The 17,225-nt window shown below is 63.3% G+C and carries 16 protein-coding genes; 8 read left to right on the top strand and 8 right to left on the bottom strand.

Annotated features, from left to right (window positions below; translation table 11 throughout):
* Positions 1-64 precede the first annotated feature (64 nt).
* Positions 65-1,510, top strand: a complete 1,446-nt coding sequence (locus JOD47_RS11885) for a sodium:solute symporter family protein (protein ID WP_204534542.1) — start codon at positions 65-67, stop codon at positions 1,508-1,510.
* 234 nt (positions 1,511-1,744) lie between these two features.
* Here the strand turns inward: JOD47_RS11885 and JOD47_RS11880 are convergent, their stop codons facing one another.
* Entirely contained in the window at positions 1,745-2,668 is a 924-nt protein-coding gene (locus JOD47_RS11880) for an acetamidase/formamidase family protein (protein WP_204534541.1), read from the bottom strand.
* A 156-nt stretch (positions 2,669-2,824) separates the two neighbouring features.
* On the opposite strand from JOD47_RS11880, the gene JOD47_RS11875 reads away from it, so the two are divergent.
* A complete protein-coding gene (locus JOD47_RS11875; RefSeq protein WP_204534540.1) occupies positions 2,825-2,980 on the top strand; it encodes a type II toxin-antitoxin system Phd/YefM family antitoxin in 156 nt (51 codons plus the stop codon).
* Between the two features lie 5 nt (positions 2,981-2,985).
* On the opposite strand, the gene JOD47_RS11870 is transcribed toward JOD47_RS11875, so the two are convergent.
* Entirely contained in the window at positions 2,986-3,624 is a 639-nt protein-coding gene (locus JOD47_RS11870; protein ID WP_204534539.1) for a TetR/AcrR family transcriptional regulator, read from the bottom strand.
* Between the two features lie 54 nt (positions 3,625-3,678).
* Between JOD47_RS11870 and JOD47_RS11865 the strand changes: the two genes are divergently transcribed.
* Both JOD47_RS11865 and JOD47_RS11860 read left to right on the top strand, forming a co-directional pair.
* Positions 3,679-4,125 (top strand): nuclear transport factor 2 family protein, encoded by a 447-nt coding sequence (locus tag JOD47_RS11865; RefSeq protein WP_204534537.1) that lies wholly within the window; start codon positions 3,679-3,681, stop codon positions 4,123-4,125.
* A 15-nt stretch (positions 4,126-4,140) separates the two neighbouring features.
* Positions 4,141-5,004 carry an SDR family oxidoreductase gene (locus tag JOD47_RS11860; RefSeq protein ID WP_204534535.1) on the top strand — a complete coding sequence of 288 codons (864 nt, stop codon included), beginning with the start codon at positions 4,141-4,143 and terminating at the stop codon, positions 5,002-5,004.
* Positions 5,005-5,021: 17 nt separating this feature from the next.
* Here JOD47_RS11860 and JOD47_RS11855 read toward each other — a convergent pair whose 3' ends face one another.
* From JOD47_RS11855 to JOD47_RS11840, 4 genes are all read right to left on the bottom strand, one after another.
* The gene (locus JOD47_RS11855) at positions 5,022-5,576 is read right to left on the bottom strand and encodes a hypothetical protein (RefSeq protein ID WP_204534533.1); all 555 of its coding nucleotides are present in this window, start codon (positions 5,574-5,576) and stop codon (positions 5,022-5,024) included.
* A gap of 60 nt (positions 5,577-5,636) precedes the next feature.
* Positions 5,637-6,845 carry a type II toxin-antitoxin system HipA family toxin gene (locus JOD47_RS11850; protein WP_204534531.1) on the bottom strand — a complete coding sequence of 403 codons (1,209 nt, stop codon included), beginning with the start codon at positions 6,843-6,845 and terminating at the stop codon, positions 5,637-5,639.
* Positions 6,842-7,108, bottom strand: a complete 267-nt coding sequence (locus tag JOD47_RS11845) for a type II toxin-antitoxin system Y4mF family antitoxin (RefSeq protein ID WP_204534529.1) — start codon at positions 7,106-7,108, stop codon at positions 6,842-6,844. The genes JOD47_RS11850 and JOD47_RS11845 overlap by 4 nt, the downstream gene beginning before the upstream one ends.
* Positions 7,109-7,334: 226 nt before the next feature.
* Positions 7,335-10,460 carry a DEAD/DEAH box helicase gene (locus JOD47_RS11840; RefSeq protein ID WP_204534527.1) on the bottom strand — a complete coding sequence of 1,042 codons (3,126 nt, stop codon included), beginning with the start codon at positions 10,458-10,460 and terminating at the stop codon, positions 7,335-7,337.
* A gap of 184 nt (positions 10,461-10,644) precedes the next feature.
* Here JOD47_RS11840 and JOD47_RS11835 point away from each other — a divergent pair, with 184 nt between their 5' ends.
* The 3 genes from JOD47_RS11835 (at position 10,645) to JOD47_RS11825 (ending at position 13,923) form a co-directional block, all read left to right on the top strand.
* A complete protein-coding gene (locus JOD47_RS11835; RefSeq protein WP_204534525.1) occupies positions 10,645-11,001 on the top strand; it encodes a hypothetical protein in 357 nt (118 codons plus the stop codon).
* 80 nt (positions 11,002-11,081) lie between these two features.
* The gene (locus tag JOD47_RS11830; protein ID WP_204534523.1) at positions 11,082-11,864 is read left to right on the top strand and encodes an alpha/beta fold hydrolase; all 783 of its coding nucleotides are present in this window, start codon (positions 11,082-11,084) and stop codon (positions 11,862-11,864) included.
* A gap of 484 nt (positions 11,865-12,348) precedes the next feature.
* Entirely contained in the window at positions 12,349-13,923 is a 1,575-nt protein-coding gene (locus tag JOD47_RS11825; RefSeq protein ID WP_204534522.1) for an HNH endonuclease signature motif containing protein, read from the top strand.
* Between the two features lie 110 nt (positions 13,924-14,033).
* On the opposite strand, the gene JOD47_RS11820 is transcribed toward JOD47_RS11825, so the two are convergent.
* Positions 14,034-14,261: a TetR/AcrR family transcriptional regulator C-terminal domain-containing protein gene (locus tag JOD47_RS11820; RefSeq protein ID WP_204534521.1), complete on the bottom strand. Its 228-nt coding sequence runs from the start codon at positions 14,259-14,261 to the stop codon at positions 14,034-14,036.
* 45 nt (positions 14,262-14,306) lie between these two features.
* Positions 14,307-15,656, bottom strand: a complete 1,350-nt coding sequence (locus JOD47_RS11815; protein WP_239548087.1) for an MFS transporter — start codon at positions 15,654-15,656, stop codon at positions 14,307-14,309.
* A 288-nt stretch (positions 15,657-15,944) separates the two neighbouring features.
* Between JOD47_RS11815 and JOD47_RS11810 the strand changes: the two genes are divergently transcribed.
* Positions 15,945-17,210 carry a multidrug effflux MFS transporter gene (locus JOD47_RS11810; protein WP_204534520.1) on the top strand — a complete coding sequence of 422 codons (1,266 nt, stop codon included), beginning with the start codon at positions 15,945-15,947 and terminating at the stop codon, positions 17,208-17,210.
* Positions 17,211-17,225: the final 15 nt, after the last annotated feature.

Here is a 17,225-nt window from a genome sequence, read left to right as displayed (position 1 = left end):
GATCACACCAGAATGCATTGAAGCCCCGGCACTCCGGCCGGGAATCGATGAAAAGGTATCTCCGATGCAACCCGTGCACATACTCATCCTCGTGGGCTACATCCTGCTCATGGTCCTCGTGGGCGCATGGTTCAGCCGCAGGAAGACTGTCGCCGACGGCGAAGATTTCATGCTGGCCGGACGCTCCCTGCCCGCGCCCGTCCTCGCCGGTACGTTGCTGGCGACTTTTGTCGGCTCCGGCTCGATCATCGGCGGGGCAAGCTTCGTCTACACCTACGGCCCCGTCGCCGGTATCTTTTTCTTCGCGGGTACCGTCGTGGGCATCGTATGCCTGTACTTTATGGCCACGAAAGTCAGGCGACTTTCACACCACACCATCCCCGAGATGCTTGAAGCGCGCTTCGGCAAGGTGGTCCGGGTTATCGCGACCGTCATCATCCTTGTTGCTTTCGTGGGTATCACTGCCTACCAATTCACCGGTGCCGGCTCGATCCTCAGCATCATCACGCCTCTCAGCGCAGCGCAGGGAACGATCGTCGCGGCGGTCCTCATTACCTTCCTCGCCCTTGGCGGCGGCCTCAAGTCGGTGGCGTGGACGGACTTTATCTCCGTCATCGTGATCGTGTTTGCCCTGGTGGGCACCCTTGCTGTCGTCTTCATCGCCGACGTCGGCGGCATCGGCGGCTACGTGGACCGCCTCGATCCCGCGTTGACGTCCCTGACCGGAACCCTGACTCCTGTGCAGCTGCTGGGCTACTTCCTGCCACTGTTCCTTCTCATCCTCGGCGACCAGAACATGCACCAGCGCCTGGCCGCCGGACGGAACGAGGGCGCCGCCCGCAAGGCGACGATCGGCTTCTTCGTCGGCGCCGTGCTGCTGCTGGGCACAATTATCCTGCTCGCGTCGTCGTCATCCTTTCTCCTACCTGACATCGAGCCCGGGCAGGCAATCCTCGGGCTCGCCGGCACCGACCTGGTGCCGCTCGGTATCGGCGGACTCCTGCTCGCCGGTGCGCTCGCGCTGATTGTCACCACCGGCTCGTCGTACCTGCTCACCTGCTCCGGTAACATCGTCTACGACCTCGTCTTCCAGCGCCGCGGAAGCTCGCGCGATCCGCAGAAGGCCCTGAAGCTCGGCCGCTGGGCCGTGCTCGCCGTCGCTGTCTTTGCCTACGTTATGGGTCAGTTCTTCCCGAGCGTGCTCGCACTTCAGATGTACGCGTACACCATGTACGGTGTCGCCATCACGCCCGTGGTGCTTGCCGCCCTGTTCTGGAAGCGTGCCACCTCGTGGGGAGCGATTGCTGGAATGGTGGTCGGCGGCATTGCGACGGTCGTGTGGCAGTCCTCCGGCCGCGCCGCCGAGATCAACGCCGTCGTCATCGCCCTTCCCCTGGCGGTCACGGCCCTGGTGATCGTCAGCCTGGCCACTCGGAGGCCTGCCGAGGACAACGGCGATGCAGCAGGTACGCCGTCATCGCCCCGTCCCCAGGAGACGGAGGCACGCTAAGAACGGCAGGTAACTGCCGTCGAGCCAACGTAACCAGTGCTCCCGCACCATCACTGAAGGCCCCCGGGGCACTAGGAGCCGGGGACTTCCGCTCGTTCCGGGGTAGCGCCGGACCAACTTGACCCCGGTATCGTGGCCGCCCACCGCTCCCTGGCAGCGTGCCCGGTTTAAATGTCCTCTATCTCGTTACGCAGCACTGGCGGCACAGGCGCCACACCACGAGCGCCAGCAAAGTTACCCCACGGCGTCGTGCTTCAGTACTGCGTGGACGCCCCAGGTGTCGTTCGCTATCTGGGTGACCCGCAGGTCTACCACCGTGCTTGCCAACGCCAGAGCCCGGGTGCGGTCCATGCCGAACAGGCTCTGCATCCACGTCAGCATGGCTTTCAGTGCCTCCGCCGTGGCCAGGTTCAGATCTGCATTGAAACCGAAGGTGATTCTCGACGTCGGCGTCACGGCATGGATTGAGGTCAGCGGCGGATCGGGAATCAGGTCAAGCACTAGTTCCGAGGTCATACCGCACTCAATCGCGGTTCCACCCACCTCGCCGTCGCCCTGTGCCGCATGCCCATCCCCCACACACAACAGCGCATCGGGAACGGTGACTGGCAGGTAAAGGGTGGACCCGGCAGTCAGCTCCCGGCAATCGATGTTCCCGCCGCCGTCCGCCCGAGGCGGGGTCGTAGTTACCTCACCATGGGCTGCGGGCGGAACGCCGACGACGCCGAGGAACGGACCCAGCCGAACCTTCTGTCCGAGATCATTGACCGCAATACCCCGCCCGGCATCCACCTCCCACAGCAGCCACTGCGGAGTACCGCCTTCAACAGCGAGCAACCGGGTGAAAGCATCGTCCTTGCGTCCGGCGTTGGTGAACCCCCAGGAATCCGGGGTCAGCGACGCAAAGGTGACTGCCAGCATGTCACCCGGCCGCGCTCCGGCGACAGCGATCGGTCCGGTGAGGCAATGACCCTTCCGATCGGCGAACAGCTGAGGCTGCTCCTCGCCTGGGAAGGCCTGGCGCTGCAGGTGACCCCACGCGTCGAGGGATCGGACGCGCACCGTATCGCCGGGTTCCACGGTGAGCGCCGCCGGAAGGTCCCGGGAGAACACCTGGACCGTCGTGTCAGGGCCGGGCTCCAGCTGATGAGTTGTCACGGGTACCCCTCGGTAGTCGAAGGATTCAGCCTATCGAGGGGTATCCGTCCCGGGGTAGTTTGAGCCGGGCACGCGATTACCGCAGCGCACCCACGCGAAGGCGGCAGATCTGCTGTCCTGATGGCTCCATCTTCTCCGGTGCGTACACTAACTTGCATGCAAGGAGGCCTTCGTGAAGAAGTGGTGATCACCCGTGCCGGCAAGGATCCCGTCGTCATCGTGGCGCTGGACGACTATCAATGCTTGCCGAATGACGCTGGTCTGGGCGAGTCAGCGTGGGAAGACGCATTCAGAGACGAGGTCTCAAGCTAGGTTCGCTACGGCAGCAGCGCCGCACCCATGGTGTCCGCGACGAAGGTCGCGAACTGCGCTGGCGTCCATCGTCGCTCGAGCACAAGCAGTTCATACAGCTCCGGGGAGCTGACCGTCCACATCATGTCCGTCACCTCGGACAGGCTGACCCCTTTCTTGAGAAAGCCACGGTCGGCGAGGAATTCGGCGTTATGCCTCATCCGCTCCAGCCGATGGGCGTTACTCGCCTCCAATAGTCCGGCCATCGACGAGTCCGTCGCGGCTGCGGAGCGGATCAGCAGGAGGATCGGAGTGACCGTTGAGGCCACTTCAGCTGTAAGGGTTCCCCACTGGCGCATCAGCTCGCGGGGATCGTCGATACGCTCTCGGACGTCATCCGAGCGTTGATAGGCGGCGACCTCACCCGTGCCGGTCAAACCCCGCTCGTAGATGGCCCGGACGATGCCCGCCTTATTCTCGAAAGATTTGTAGATGCTCTCGGGTGAGACTCCTGCCTGTTCCGCAATGCTGGCCACGGTGGTCCCGGCGAAACCGTCCCGCAGAAACCGCTGTTCTGCGACATCAAGCACCAGCGAGCGCGTCTGTTCTGCGACTGCCTTGCGGCGGCTTGAATCATACCGGCGACGGCCATTGACCGGAGGCATTCTCAGCTCCATACTGGATATTGGGTACAAAGTACTGTAATGAAAGGTTAGCCGATGAACGGCAACCAGGAACACCCTCGTGCAGTTGACCCGCAGCGCAACCCGCTACGGGTGATCGACCAGCTCGCCAGCGCGATCAACGACCACGATCTCGATGCCCTCACGGTCTGCTTCGCGGACGACTACGTCAACATCACGCCGGCCCACCCCGCACCCAGCTTCACCGGGGTTGATCAGGTGCGGCAGAACTGGCACACCATCTTCGAATCCCTCCCTGATATCCAGACGAGCGTTATCAGCTCGGCCGTCGACGGTCAGGTGGTCTGGACCGAATGGGAGCATCGCGGCACCGGCCGCGACGGCAATGCCCACCTGCTGCGCGGCGTCGTTATTTTCACTGTCGGGACCGAGACGATCACGGGCGCCCGGTTCTTTCTGGAGCCAGTCGACGACGACGCTCAGGACGTCACTGCTGCTCTCACTTACCTATTGGATCGCTAGCTCAAAGGAAGCATCATGATTCTCATAGCCGGAGCCACCGGCAAGCTCGGCGGGCTCATTGCGCAGCAACTCAGTCGACAGGGCGAACCTGTCCGTGTCCTTGTCCGGGCAGATCCTGCGGGCAGCTTCGGGCCGACCGTGGAGGTTGCCTTCGGAGATCTCAAAGATCCCTCCTCACTCCGGGAAGCCTGCAAGGGCGTCGACGCAGTCATCACCACGGCGAACTCGACGGCGCGGGGCGGGGCCGACACCATCGAGTCAGTGGATCTGATCGGAAACCGCAATCTGGTCGATGCAGCCGTTTCCGAGCGGGTCCGGCGGTTCATCTTCATCTCTTCGCTTGGCGCGCACCCCACCAGCACCATGCCGCTGCTTCGTGCGAAGGGAGAGACGGAGAAACACCTCGCCGAATCCGGCATGGTGTGGACGTCGATCCAGCCGAATGTGTATATCGACCTCCTGCTGATGGGCGTCGTCGGGGGTCCGGCCTTGTCGGGCGCCCCGGTCACGCTGGTAGGCTCCGGCGAGCGCAAGCACTCCTTCGTGACGATGTCCGACGTCGCCGCCTACACGCTGGCGGCGCTCCACTCCCCGGCAGCCGAGAACCAAACGCTTCGGTTGGGCGGTCCGGAACCGCTTTCCTGGCGGGACGTCGTCGCAGTGTTCGAGCAGTTCCTGCGGCATGCAGTCGAGGTCCGCACCGTTCCGATCGGTGAACCGGTGCCCGGGATGCCGGATTTCATTGTGCAGCTCCTCACCGCACTGGAGACCTACGACTCACCCATGGACATGGCCGGCATGGCGGAGACCTACGGTGTGAAAGGTACATCGCTCAGGGAATTCCTCAGCAGCACCCTCCCGGTCCAACACGTGGCCTGACGCTGTTTGCTCAGCGGCTACTGAAGCTTCGCTTCAGCGACCGTGTGCACCCAGTCAGGTGTAGCCCGGTGCAGGCGACGATCGAGAGCAACGCGGAGTCTGGCGGCTTCCGCCTTGACGCGTCGGCCTGACGCGTTCTCCGTTGCGCGGACACCACGCGGCTGAGATTCTTCGGGCTCCAGCCCTTCCCGCCAAGCGGCGTCGAGAAGCAGGAGCTCCTCGGCCGTGAGCCACTCCGGTTCGCTGAGCACCCGGACCATAGCGATCCCCGCCGCTTTCCGGTTCGGGTCGCCGGAAAAGGCAGCGTTGAGCGCCCACTGGACGCGTTCCCACCACTGGGTTTTTTGGTCGGCGAGTGATCGTTGCGCTAGGTCTCGCCGGTCAGCGTCTATCTCCTGTTCCAGCGCTTTCTGCGACTGTCGAACGCTCTTCCACGCGACGGCGCCGGTAATGACAGCTGCCAGGAGGACTGCCAGTGGGCCGAGAGCTCCGACAACTTCCCACCACTCCGCTCCACCGGTCGGCTCGACGATCACCCGTAACGGTTGAGGAGGCAGTTGGGTCAGGATCATGCGCTAATCCTAGGGAGCATTCGCGTCCCAAGCTCTGGAGCCACGGACCCGCCGCGAGCCTTACTCCTCGACCAGCCGCCTGCGGTTCTTCAGTTCCTTTACCCAACTCCTGATCTCAGCGTCAGAGAATGGCGCCGCTCCCCCACGAAGGTCGTCAATCAGAGCCCCGTTCGCATTCAAAGCAATGCCGAGGACCCGATCGGCCACCCGCTGCGGCAGGCCCACATCCTCCATCCAGCCCAAAAGATGCTTGCGCGAGATACCTGTCCGCTTCCCCGCTATGGGCAGAGCAAGTGATCTGTCTCCGTAGACCACGGTCGACGGGATGTCATAGATCGGCGCGATTGCGGTACCGCCGAGCGCATCCTGCAGGAGAGAGACGTTCTTCGCATGAAGGTCGCCGTTTCCCGTCAGCCAAGCGAAGACTAGTTGCAGCGCCAGGTTGCGTAGCGCCGGAAGCGGAGCATCGCAGAGCGCAATGAGTTCCCGGCACACCTGTTCATAGGGCACGTCGTATTTAGCGGCCGGATGCAGCCCCAAGATCTGAGTTGCATCCTCCACGGCCAGCCGGCGAAGTTCCCCCTGGGGGGCCGTATCCCTATCGAACCGCTCGACCAATAGCCCAGGCCGCCCCGCCACATCACGCACTACACGCACCGCGCTCGTGGGTATTTTCAGTCGACGCGCATACGAGTACATCAGGAACTCGTTCTCGACCACATGCCGATACTCGGGCGGATCCAGCTTGAGAATAAAGCGCTTTCCCCCCGCTTCCACTGGAAGCGAGATCATTCCTGCCGAAAGCTTGTCCTGAACGCCGGCCAACGCGCTCGGGTCGACCCCGGTCTGCTCCATCACCTCGTCGAAATCAACCGGCACCTTTGGATCCAGTACGACGGCGGCAGGAACCTCCGCCACGACGCTGCCCCTGGGTACGATCCGCACATCGCCCACCGTGTCACCTCCCACCGCGAGCAGAAGAGATAGTTCATCGTCCATCGACGTTTTTACGGCCCTGCGCAGCAATGACAGGCGGCGCCCCTCAGGCAGCAAACCAGCAAAAAAAGGGGGCACAGCGCCGCTGGTCCTGATCACGTCTTCGGATGAGAGCGGTAGCGATGCCGCCACAGCTGGACCGCCCACCACAAGGTATTCCGGCAAATAGCTGAACCGTGTCCCACTCTCATACCGTTCGAGTCGTGCGGCGAGGACACCCCGTTTGTATACGTCAGCCTGCCGCTGACCCTTGACATCCTCGAATGATTTCACCGTGTGCCACGACTCTGCGATTCCGCCCCTTCAGCGCGCTGCGCCTCGCGGCGCCAGCCCGTGACAGCAAGATCGAGTCCCAGAGTGCGAAGGACCACCAGCAGCGACTCCAACCTGACCGTCGGCTTCCCGTGTTCAACGGATCGGACGAATCGTTCCGAGACGCCGGCAAGGTCAGCGAGATCAGCTTGGGTAAGGTGCTCGGCGACGCGTCGGGCACGCACGGATTCCGCAAGAGTCTGCTCGAAAGCCACTACTATCATCCACTCCTCGTCCGGCACGATCGTACCGATTCTTCAAGTATGTCGGTGATCGAGGAGCTTTTCAACGGCAATCGAGCAATAAACGGTACGAACGTTCCGATTTCCGTCTATTTGCACTGGGGACAGCCGGGTGTTGAGGTCAAAACCGACAAACCGGCACGATCATGCCGGTCGCTCTACTGGGTTAGACGGCGTGCCCCTCTGTGGCGCAGTATCACCAGCGCTCTCACTCAAACAGGCCGCGCACATCGCCGGCGGTGAGAGCGGAAGAGAACATCGCGTCGTCGTCCATTACTGCAGTGAAAAGCTTGGCCTTCTTCTCCTTCAGGGCCATCACTTTTTCCTCGATGGTGTCTTTGGCTACCAGCCGGTACACCATCACATTGCGCTGCTGCCCGATCCGGTGCGCCCGGTCCACCGCCTGGTTTTCACTCGCCGGGTTCCACCACGGGTCCAGCAGGAAAACGTAGTCCGCCTCCGCCAGATTGAGACCGAACCCGCCCGCCTTGAGGCTGATCAAGAAGACGGGGGCTTCCCCGGACTTGAACTTCTCGATCACCTCTGCACGGCGGCGGGTCTTTCCGTCCAGATAGGCATACTCCATTCCGGCTGCCTCCAGCCGTTCAACCGCTTTGGCCAGGAACCCGGTGAACTGGCTGAACACCAGCGCCCGGTGGCCCTCCGCGACAAGGTCCTCGAGCTGCTCGAACAGCGCGTCCAACTTGCTCGATGGAACTGTTGCGTACTTCTCATCCACCAGCGACGCGTCCAGGCTCAACCGGCGCAGCATCGTGAGCGACCGGAAAATCTCGAACCGGTTCTTGTTCATGTCATCAAGCAGGCCAAGCACCTTCTGGCGCTCGCGCTGCAGGTGCCGCTGGTAGATCGTGCGGTGCCGGGGAGCAAGCTCGAGTTCGAGCACCTGCTCCTGCTTGGGCGGAAGGTCCCTGGCGACCAGCTCCTTGGTGCGGCGGGTGATGAGCGGACGAATCCTGCGCCGCAGCTGAGCCAGCCTCTCGCCGTCGGACTCCTTCTCGATGGGCCGCTGATAGTAGTCCGCGAACTTCCTGGAGCTGGGGAACAGGCCCGGGGCTGTGATTGCGAACAGCGACCACAGCTCCATCAGGTTGTTCTCCATCGGCGTGCCGGTGATCGCCAGCTTGAACGGTGCCGGGAACTCCCGCGCATTCTGGCTGGCCCGGGTCACCGGATTCTTCACGAACTGCGCCTCGTCCAGGATCAGCCCTGCCCACTCCTGCGCGGCGTACGCCTCGTAATCCAGCCGGAACAGCGTATAGGACACAATAACGACGTCGTTGCTGCCCGCCAGCGCGGCAGGATCGGCACCGCTGCGGCGCAGTGTGTCCAGGACTGCTTCCGCACGAAGCTGCGGTGCGAACCGGTGAGCCTCGGCTGCCCAGTTCGGCACCACGGATGTGGGTGCGACGACGAGGAATGGCCGCTTTTCCTGCCCCGCCTGCCGGGTGTGCGCGATCAGCGCCAACGCCTGCAGTGTCTTTCCCAGCCCCATGTCGTCGGCCAGGATGCCGCCGAGTCCGTGTTCCCAGAGAAAGGCCAACCAGCTGAATCCTTCCTGCTGATAGGGCCGCAGCGTTGCCTGAATTCCGGCGGGCACGTCCCTCGCGGGCACCTCGGACAGCTCGAGCAGCGCGAACACCGAGTTACGCCAGGACTCCGCCTGTTCGGCCGTGGCCGCAAGGTCCGCCAGTTCCTCCCATAGCCCAGCCTGGAAGCGGCTGATCCGCAGCTCATCGGTGTCCTTGTCCTGGAGCGACCGGGCTTCTTCGATCAGGCGGCGGAGCTGGGAGAATTCGGGTTGGTCCAGCGAGAAATAGCCGCCGCCGGGCAGCAGCAGGTGCTGCTCGTCGAGGGCGAGCGCGCGGAACAACTCGCCGAACGGAACTTCCGTGCCGCCCAGGGAGACGCTGACGCCGAGGCCGAACCAGTCGCGGTCGTCCGTCTCGCTGGTACTCACGGAAACGGTTGGCTGCTCGGTCAGCTCCGTGTAGTCCGGGACATCCTCGCTCTGCACGACGCGCACGTGCTCCAGGGCTTCGAGCTCAGGCACCAGTTCCGCGACAAACCGAGCGGCGGCCACGCCGTGCAGTTCCCGCGGTTCCGGCCGGCCCGCGAAGCCTTCCGCCGGCCGCGGGAAGGCGTCATACCAGGCGGCGCGGAAGCCGTCGAGCAGACCGGCAACGGTGGCCAGGGTGCCGGATTCCGCCGGCCGGTCTCGGTGGCTGGTGCCGTCCTCGGGAAGCGGGTGCACCGTCGTCGTTCCTCCATGGGTGTATTCCCAGGACCAATGCAATCTCACCGCCTCGGTGTGCGCGGGCGCATCGGAGGAACGACGGCGCGAGCCTGTTGCTGCGGTGGGAGCGTAATTGATTCGAAGGACGAGGGAGGGCGGCGGGATCTCCGGCAGCTCCACCGAGCCGTCCCTTGAGGTGAGGTTCACCTGCTGGTGCAGCTGCGGATAGTAGTCCCGGAGGAACGCCTCGCGGCCCGTTCCCGGAATCTGCAGCGGACTTCGCGCAGTCACCAGGGAACGGAGTGCCTCCGGAACCGGAGCGGACGTGGGTGCGAGCGCGATATTCCGGTCGGACAGCGGTGTGTGTGCGTCGTCGGGGCCCCACCAGAAAATACCGTGGGCCGGGGAACCGACAAGGCCGATCGACGTCGGATCCAGTGCACCGCCGTCGACTTCCACCTGCGGCGCGAGGATCAGTCCGCGGCCGTCGGCCTTTACGTCCAGGCTGACGTCCGCGTTGTTGTGGAGCGTCACCTTCCCGCTCCCGGCGGTGAGGAACTGCACTCCGGCCTCGCGGCCGCGCACCAACAGGTCCCACAGCAGAGGGCTTCGGAAATCGTCCACCCTCATGAACTCACCCGGGCCGTGGCCCGAGCCTGCGCTCCGTGCGCGGACTGCCGCGAAGGTGGACATCCAGTCCCAGTGCGCGTCCTCGAAACCCGCCCTGTTGTACCCGGCGAAGAAGCTCTGCCACCGCAGCTGACCGGCGACCCAATTGCCGCTGGCGCTTCGGTGGACCGGCCGGATATAGAGATGCACGCCCGGGTCCTGCCGTCTGAAGCGGCTGGACGAGGAACGCGGTGCACCTTCGCGCAGCTCGAAGGAAAGCGCCAGGGGAACCGCCGGCCCCGGCGGGCGGGCGGAGTAGCCGCTGGCGGAGTACGCACTGACCGGCGCAGCAGGCTTCGGGTTCAGGAGCGAGTCCAGGCTGCGCTGCCAGGCGGGAGGTTCGGACGTGTTGGGTGTCTGTTGCGCCAGGGGTTTCGCTGGTACTTTCGGCCTGCCGTATGCGGAGCTCATTGTGCCGCCCCACGCCGGAAGCTGGAGATATCGACAAGCCCGCTGATCTGGTCAGGAGTTACCGAGGGTGGAGCGTCGAATGGCATCACATCAAGGATACCGGCGCTTTCCGTGGAGTGGCAGCGCGCCGCAGCGGACGGCCCCCGCCCCAACAGGTGAGGAGACCACGACCTAAGCTGGTGCCATGGAATTCCTGCGCAATCTGCTCCTCGTTCTGCACTTCGTTGGTCTTGCTGCCATCCTCGGCGGCGTCATCGCGCAGATCCGCAGCATGCGCACCGGCGGGGCCGTGATCACGCCGGGCATCATGCACGGCGGCTGGCTCCAGCTGGTCTCCGGGCTGGGACTGGTAGGGGTCATCGAAGCGGGTGATCTTGCGGAAGTCGACAACATCAAAATTGGAGTGAAGCTCCTGGTGATGGTCGCCGTCGTCGTACTGGCTTTCATCAACCGGAAGAAAGACGCGGTGCCGTCCGCCATTCTGGGCGTGATCGGTGGGCTGACGCTGCTCAACATCATCATTGCGGTGTTCTGGCGGTAGCGGCTTTCATTTCGGTGCGCGAGGCATCCACAGGTACCGGTTGCGACGAACAGCCCTGAAACGGAAGGAACACGATTCACATGCTGAACACCGAACAAACCGGCTCCGGCACACCGCTTGTCCTCGTCCACGGACTCGGATCCAGCATCCGAAACTGGGATCCGATCCTTCCGATGCTGCAGGAACAGCGCGAAGTCATCGCTATCGATCTCCCTGGGTTCGGCAAGAGCGAGCCGCTTACGGGTGCGGTGAGCATCGATACTCTGACCGCCGCCGTCGAACAGTTCCTTCGCGAGAAGGGGCTCGAGGGGGCTGACATTGTGGGCAGTTCGATGGGTGCGCGCATGGTGGTCGAGATGGCCCGCCGCGGGCACACCGGCAACGTCGTGGCGCTCGATCCCGGCGGATTCTGGAATGACACCCAGGTGCGCATCTTCAACAGCACCATCACAGCCTCCATCGCGCTGGTGCGCCGCATCCAGTCCGTTCTGCCGTCACTCGTCAAACAGGCTGCCGGCCGGACCGCACTGCTGGCGCAGTTCTCGGCAGCTCCGTGGAAACTCGATCCGGACCTGGTGCTCACGGAGCTTCGCGGATTCAGTACTTCCCGCAGCCTTGATGAGGCGCGCAGGTCACTTGCACACGGACCGCGGCAGCAGGGTGCGCCGCAGGGCACCCTCAAGGGGAACCTCGCGTTTGGCTGGGGCCGACAGGACAAGGTGACCCCGCTCAGCGAAGCCGCCGTCGCCATGTCGCTCTACCCGGACGCCACCCTCCACGTCTTCGAGAACTGCGGGCACTTCCCACACTGGGACCAGCCGCAGGAAACCGCGCGCTTCATTCTCGATTCGACGGGTTGGTAAACCCGGTAGCTGTGACCGGGCCGGCCCGCTGCCGAAGGCTGAGCAAGCGGACCCTGCCCGGCGGGAACTCTCGTCAGGTCGTGGCGACTGTTCCCGGCCCAAGCATCACCTGAGGGGCTTGCTGATTCCTTGGGGAGGAAGGAGTGAGGCGGCGGGGCCACGATTGGGGGAAACGGGCCCCGCCTCGCGGGAGGTCTCCGTCCAGATCACATCCCGCTGCCGCTCATTCTCGTCTGCCTTTGCCCCTACGCGATAGCTTTGGGGATTGTTACTGCAGACGAAGAACACATGACGCGCATAACGGTTCCCACCGCCGATCATGAGCGTACGCATCCTGGCCACGCTGGTAGTCCGCCTCTTCACGCTGAGGAGCTGAAACACCGCTGAAGATCCCGTCCACACTGTGGATAAGCAGTGGGTCACTATTCCTCCACATTGGCCTTCAGCCATCGCTATTAGTACTGGTGTTCGATAAATTTTATTCATGGCGCTCGCACTTCATGACCATCAGCTGCAGGAGAACTCCCTGCTGCAGTCGGTGCGTTCTGACCTTGAAGCGTTCGGGCGAGTGCTCAGGGAAGGCTACCTCGCGCGGACTCGTGTGAAGACCGCCGCAACCCTCGTGGAAGTCGAGGAACTATCGAGGCTGGTCGATTCTCTGCAGGTGCTCGCCGCCCATACCGTGGTCGCCCACGACATCGCGGCCTTAGGTGAAGTAGAGCACCAATCCGGCGGCCCTGAGCAGGACTGGAATGGCGCGTCCTCCGCACCGGCTCAGAGTAAGCGACCGCTGCCTGTCCACCGCGATACTGCGGAGTATCTGCGTGCGAAGATCGGCATTAGTCGCAGTGAGGCGAACCGTCGCCTTCGTCTCGCCGCGAATCTCCTGCCGGATGCCTCCGGACCGGGAGCGGTCACTGAACCGACGCTGCCTGTGCTGGCTGCCGCTTCGAGCGCAGGTTTGGTGAGCGGACGAGCCATCACTGTCATTTGTGATGCGGTTCAACGTGTACGTCCTGTCGCCAGTTCACAGCAGCTGGACGCGATGGAGCGCCACCTCACCAGGCACGCTATCGAATCGGACGAGGACACCCTCCGGGTGCTCGCCCAGCGTGGGGACAGCACGCTTGATCAGGATGGTCAGGAACCCACGGAGAAGGTAGTGAAAGCCCGGCAGGGTGTATTTCTACGTGGCCGGCGTAACGGATTGCACTTCTTGGAGATCGGCGCCACGGATGAACAGTTTGAGTACTTGTCCACGGTGATGAACACTGCCACCAATCCCCGGTGCGTGTCGGGTGCCACCCAGAACAACGATGACGGCACTCGGGACTGCAGCAGCACCTCCGCCAGCAGCGTAGGCGGTAAAGGAGCCAACGGCACTGGCTTCTCCACGAGCGGCGAAAGCGGAAACGTCAGCGAACAAGACATCGCAGACCAGTGGGACACGGATCAGCTGACACGGCCGCAAAGCCTTCTGATTGGCCTAATCTCAGCCTGCCGTCTTGCCTTGGCCAGTGATGGGTTGCCAGCCACGGGTGGCCACCGGGCGCAGGTGATGGTCACCATCAACTATCAGGACCTCGAAGCTGACATGGGGAATGCCGGTCACGCCGTCTTTTCACAACAAATGAGCGCTCGCAGCATCCGGAAACTGGCCTGCGATGCGGACATCATTCCCATGGTTCTCGGCGGTGATGGTCAACTCCTCGACATCGGACGTGCCAAACGCCTTTTTCCTCCCTACATGCGTCGGGGACTTGTCGCCAGGGACAAGGGATGCGCGTTCCCTGACTGCACCATCCCGGCAACCTGGTGCGAAGCCCACCACATCGTCCCCTGGGCCACCGGAGGCAACACTTCCCTCAGTGATGGAGTGCTGGTGTGTTCACGGCACCACCACGTGCTTCATGAGGGAAAGTGGACCGTCGAGTCCATCAACGGAATTCCATGGTTCAGGCCACCCAAATACTTGGATCCGAGCCGTGCTGCACGGAGGAACACTTACTGGCAGGTTGAGCAGTTGGTTCAGCAGCAGCTGAACAATCTGCCCACCTGAGCTGCGGACGGTCGTTCAGCCGCTACGGGCAGGCGGTGCCGCCTGTCCCGTTGAGTGCTCAGATCACGGCTCTTTCCCGCACTGTAGTGCTGCTAGAACGGCCGATTGCGCTAGCTGAGGGCTTGTTCCAGCCCGTCCAGGATCACGTCGAGGCCGTACTCGAATTCCTCTGCGAAGTCATAGCCCGGCTGCAGAACGTGGTCCGTCACGAACGCCGCCAGGTTCGGGTATTCATTGGCAGGGAACGGCTCGAACATGTCCTGCGCCATCGCTTCGATTTCCGTTGTGGCATCGATGGGCATATTCATCTTTGTCAGTGCCCGCTTAGTGGCAGGCATGCATCGAAGAAGCGGCACCCGACGGGTACCGCTTCTTCGCGCCTGTCAGGAGACTTCGAGGTCTTCGAGCGACTTGCTCCTGGTGTCAGGGGACAAAAGTGTTGCCACCGCTGCAACCACGCAGATGCCGAACGTAGTCATGCCGATAACCATCGGAACGTTCGATGAACCGGGCGGAGCAATAGCGGTGAAGACGCTCGGGAAGAATGACGCGATCATGAGCCCGACATTCTGTGACACCGCAAACCCGGTCACGCGGATCCTCATGGGGAACTGCTCCTGGAAGAACGTGGCGAAGGTGGCGTTCCACATCTGGAAGAAGAGCCCCTGCACGATCACGACGCACACAAAGACCAGCAGCAGGCTCCGCTGGTCGATGGCCCACAAGTATCCTCCTGCCAACAGGCCACCACCGAGCCCGCCAACCACCATGAGCGTTCGTCGGCCGATTTTGTCCGACAACGCGCCGAAGACCGGGATGGTCAACACAGCGACAACGTTTGCCACGAGGGTTACCCAGAGGAAGTCGTCACTCGAGTATCCAATGCCGTACCCATCCTGCGTCGCGTAGGCAACGCCAAAGATGAGCGTCGCCATACCGATGACGTTGGTGAAGGTCATGATGATGCAGCGAACCACCACCCATGGGTAGGTGCGCAGCAGTTCGATCAGCGGGAACCGGCGCTTTGTCTCGCCGCTTTCGGACTGGGCCTGGTATGCCGGAGGCTCCTCCACCCGACGACGGATGTAGTAACCGGCGAGGATCACCAGGGCGCTGAGCAGGAACGGGATGCGCCAGCCCCAGGCCTCAAAGTCGGCATCCGGGAGGATGGCGGCGAGTGAGAGCAGCACACCGGTAGCCAGAATGGACCCTACCTGGGTGCCCTGAAGGCTGAAGCTCGCAAAGAATCCTCGCCTGGCATCCGGGGAATGCTCGACGATCATGGCGCTGGCTCCGCCGAGCTCGCCTGCAACTGCGAATCCCTGGATCAGGCGGAGGACCACCAGCAAGACCGGCGCGAGGAGGCCCACCTGACCGAATGTGGGCAGCAGTCCGACGGCGAAGGTCGCGAAGCCCATCAACAGCATCGCAAAGACAAGGACCTGCTTGCGGCCGTGCCGGTCACCGTACGCGCCGAGGACAACCGCACCGACCGGACGGGCGACATACCCGACGGCATAGGTAGCGAGGGAGGCGATGATCCCGACAGTTGGATTCTCGGACGGGAAGAAAATGGCGGGAAAGATCAGGGTCGCGGCGAGCCCGTACAACGCGAAGTCGTAGTACTCGAGGGCACTTCCGATCCAACCGCTCATCGCGGCTCTTTTGGGATCCCTTTGACCGATACTGGCTTCGCGGACCGGACTGATGTCATCGGTGGGCGTTCTACTCATTGCTGATATTCCTTCGTCGCCATTGGCAAGGAGCCGGAGATTCCTTCCCGGCGTAGCTTCGTGGTCTGTGACTGGTAGAGGCGCCTCGAACCGCAGGAACATAACCCGCTGCGTGCCGACCCTCACATTGAATCGATTCACAAAAGCATAGAGGGCGGGTGGGTGGTGCGTCAAAGTTTCTATAGGAGCACAAGGAGTGCGAAGGCGAAAACGAGAAGGATGCTAAGTGCCGGGAGCGGCTCACCGCGTAGAGTAGTCGGAAAGCGCTATCCGACCGGGAGGTCCTTCGTGAACCAGGCACAGTCCTCACCGGCAATCACCGAGGCCGATAGCTCTCCGCCGCAGGCGCGTCCGCGCGTCCTCATCCTCGTGGCCGCCCTTGCCATGCTGCAGGTGATCTGGCCTCTGACCATGGATCTGTACCTGCCTGCTTTCCCAGCTATCCGCCGGGAGTTCGGGGTGCCTGAGTCTGCCGTGCAGCTGACATTGACCGCCGCTTTCATCGGTATGGGCATCGGACAGCTGACCTCGGGACCGGTGTCCGACGCCGTCGGACGCGCCCGGCCGCTCGCCGTGATGATCGTTGTCTACTGCCTCGCAACTGTGTCCTGCGCCCTGGCGCCCTCGATGGAATGGCTCATCGCCAGCAGGGCATTCCAGGGCATGGGCTCAGCGGCGTGCGCCGTCATTGCCTTGGCCATTGTTCGCGACCTCTACACCGGCAAGCAGCTGATGATCATCCTCGCGCGTCTGGCCATCGTGTCGGGTGTCTTCGTGGTCGCCTCGCCCGCGCTCGGCGCCCAACTGATGCAGGTTGTGGGCTGGCGCGGACTGTTCTGGATTCTGCTCGCCTACGGCCTTGTACTGCTCTGCGTGGCAGGCGCCATCCTGCTGCGTAATGAGACCAATCCACTCGAGCGCCGACTGCAGCGAAAGGGCGTGCGCCTCACCGACGACTACCGAAGCCTCATCGCTGACGGGCGTTTCCGCTCCGTCGCTCTGGCCGGCGGGCTGCTGTTCTCCGCCATGATGTCCTTCATGGCCGGAAGCGCCTTCCTGATACAGGAGGTCTACGGACTGAGCCCCACCGGCTACGCCCTTCTGTTCGGTGCACAGGGCGCCCTGATGGTCATCGGTGCGCAGATAGGCGGCTTCATTGCCCGGCGAACGTCTCCGGTACTGGTGGTGCGGATCGGTGCCGTTGCCCTCGTAGTCGCTGCGAGCGTGCTGTTGCTGAGCGTCAGCCTTGCTCCGCAGTTGGGCGTCTGGGGTCTGATGGCACCGATCATGGGATTCACAACGGCGTTCGGGCTCGCAACTCCCGCCCTCCAGGCGACGGCACTCGAGCACCATGGTCTTCGCGCCGGAACCGCTGCCTCGCTCCTGGGCGCATCGAACATGACTGGTGCGGCCATCATCGCTCCGGTCACCGGAGCCTTCGGGCTGTCCTCCCCGGTGCCCACCGCCGTCGTCATGCTCTGCTGTGCAGCCGGAGCGGCGGTGCTGCTCCTGCCCGGGGTCAGGGAAAGGGCCCACATGCCCTCCCAACGGTGAGCGGGCGTCAGACTT

The sequence above is a fragment of the Arthrobacter tumbae genome, assembly GCF_016907495.1.
GTDB lineage: Bacteria > Actinomycetota > Actinomycetes > Actinomycetales > Micrococcaceae > Arthrobacter_D > Arthrobacter_D tumbae.
The sequence above is the reverse complement of the archived record's forward strand: the minus strand, read 5'-3'. Positions and strand labels throughout refer to the sequence as shown.